Annotated in this window: 2 protein-coding genes; both read left to right on the plus strand. The window is 52.4% G+C overall.

The window, feature by feature from the left end; translation table 11 throughout:
• The first annotated feature begins 146 nt into the window (after positions 1-146).
• A complete protein-coding gene (locus CKO35_RS17355) occupies positions 147-1,199 on the plus strand; it encodes a DNA adenine methylase (RefSeq protein ID WP_200177363.1) in 1,053 nt (350 codons plus the stop codon).
• An 8-nt stretch (positions 1,200-1,207) separates the two neighbouring features.
• Positions 1,208-2,500, plus strand: coding sequence for an ISL3 family transposase (locus CKO35_RS17360; protein ID WP_200177364.1), 1,293 nt, complete (start codon positions 1,208-1,210; stop codon positions 2,498-2,500).
• Positions 2,501-2,558: the final 58 nt, after the last annotated feature.

A 2,558-nucleotide genomic window follows, 5' to 3' on the forward strand; every position in this document is an offset into this window, starting at 1 on the left:
GGGTAACCGGAATATCTGGTTGATCTCTACCTTGGCGTTCATTCACAAATTTCACTTTCTCAACGGAAAAGCTGGTTGTTTTGTTGCCTCCTAACCATATATCACATAATATCCACCTGTGTGATATATGGTTATTTGGGGTGAGAATGAAACAATATGAGCCAGTACCACCGCCTGTTACGTGGTTCGGAAGTAAAAGCAGGCTGGTTAAGGAGATCGTTAGGCACTTTCCAGATCATCAGACGTATGTCGATGTGTTTGGTGGAAGTGGAGCTGTTCTGCTTGGCAAAAAACCAAGCAAAGTTGAGGTATATAACGATCTGAACAGAAAGATGACCAGTCTGTTTAATGTGCTATCCGACAAGCGAAAAACTCAAGAGCTGGTTCGCAGACTGGAATTAACCCCATACAGTAGAGATGAGTTCAAGGCCGCAGCTGCATCTATCGATGATGAATATGATGAATATGATGAAATTGAGCTTGCAAGGCTCATGATCGTTGTGCAACGCCAGTCTCACGGGGGCTTAGCTAAGCAGTGGTCATACTGCGTTGACGCTCCGGCAGGTGGATACAGTGCCAGCGTTCGCAAGTTTCATACGGGCATAGAGCGTCTTCCCAATGTGCAAGCGAGGATGCGAAAAGTTCAGATTGAAAACCTGTGCTTCACTGATCTAATCCCTCGATATGATAGACCTGGAACCCTGTTCTATCTCGATCCCCCGTATGTGCCAGACACTCGAATTAATGGTCAGTATGAGAATGAAATGACCATTGAGGATCATCATGCGCTTGTCGATCTGCTGCTGTCGTCTAGCGGGATGTTTGTTTTGTCGGGTTATAAAACACCTGTTTACCTTCCGTTAGAAAATGCAGGATGGAATCGAGTAGATATAGAGACATACGCCAGCACAAGCAAAACTCGAACAAAGAGGACGGAATGTCTTTGGGTGTCTCCCAACTGCTTGAATAAAAAAGATATTCCCACATATCAGGATATTGAGAGTGATTCAGACCTGACAAACCGCCAAAAGGCGGCCTTGAGGGTTCACCGACATAGGCGGGAACAGTCCGAGTCCGCAATAAAAGAAGCGATTTACAGCCTGAAACGCATGAAGAAAAAAGTGACAAAAGTGGAGGTGTCTCGGATGACAGGGATCAGTCGAGAACATATCACCAGGCATTACGGGCACCTTTTTTAGGATATTGAATGAATGATTTACAAGAAAGTAACAGCATACATTTGCCAGAGTATGAGGTGCTTGGCTGCAAAACCACCGACGACGAAATGCACTTCCAAGTGGACGCGCCCGATCCCATTGCCTGCGAAGAATGCGGAGTGCAGGGTGAGTTCGTGCGGTTCGGCAAGCGTGATGTTCCCTATCGTGATCTGCCCATCCACGGCAAGCGGGTCACCCTCTGGGTGGTCCGCCGCCGGTACACCTGCCGGGCCTGCAAGACCAGCTTCAGGCCCCAGCTACCGGAGATGGTGGACGGCTTCCGCATGACGCTGCGGCTGCATGAGTACGTGGAGAAGGAATCCTTCAACCACCCCTACACCTTCGTGGCGGCACAGACCGGTCTGGACGAGAAGACGGTACGCGACATCTTCAATGCCCGTGCCGAGTTCCTGGGGCGCTGGCACCGCTTCGAGACGCCCCGCATTCTGGGCATCGACGAGCTGTACCTGAACAAGCGCTACCGCTGCATCCTGACCAACATCGAGGAGCGAACCCTGCTTGACCTGCTGGCCACCCGCCGTCAGGACGTGGTGACCAACTACCTGATGAAGCTGAAAGACCGGCAGAAGGTCGAGATCGTCAGTATGGACATGTGGAACCCCTACCGGGCAGCGGTCAAGGCGGTGCTGCCACAAGCCCGCATCGTGGTCGATAAGTTCCATGTGGTGCGTATGGCCAACGATGCCCTGGAGAAGGTGCGCAAGGGGCTCAGGAAGGAGCTGAAGCCTTCCCAAAGCCGAACCCTCAAGGGAGACCGGAAAATCCTGTTGAAACGCGCTCACGAAGTCTCAGACCGGGAATGGCTCATCATGGAGACCTGGACGGGCGCATTCCCACAACTGCTGGCTGCCTACGAGCACAAGGAACGCTTCTATGGCATCTGGGACGCCACCACACGGCCCCAGGCAGAAGCCGCCCTGGACGACTGGATAGCCACCATTCCGAAGGGTCAGAAGGAGGTCTGGAGCGATCTGGTCAGGGCGGTGGGCAACTGGCGCGAAGAGATCATGACCTACTTCGAGACGGACATGCCCGTCACCAACGCTTACACGGAGTCCATCAACCGATTGGCCAAGGACAAGAACCGTGAAGGGCGTGGTTACTCCTTCGAGGTGATGCGGGCACGAATGCTCTACACCACGAAGCACAAGAAGAAGGCCCCGACTGCAAAGGTCTCTCCGTTCTACAAGAAAACCATCGGTTACGGACTGCCGGACTTCGCAGAGGAACTCAACTACGGGGTCGATCTATCAACCATCTGAGGGTGGTATCAGGTTGGTGGGGTGAAGGTGCCCCATCAACCATTAAATCCGTATACCC

The organism is Ectothiorhodospira shaposhnikovii (assembly GCF_016584105.1).
GTDB lineage: Bacteria > Pseudomonadota > Gammaproteobacteria > Ectothiorhodospirales > Ectothiorhodospiraceae > Ectothiorhodospira > Ectothiorhodospira shaposhnikovii.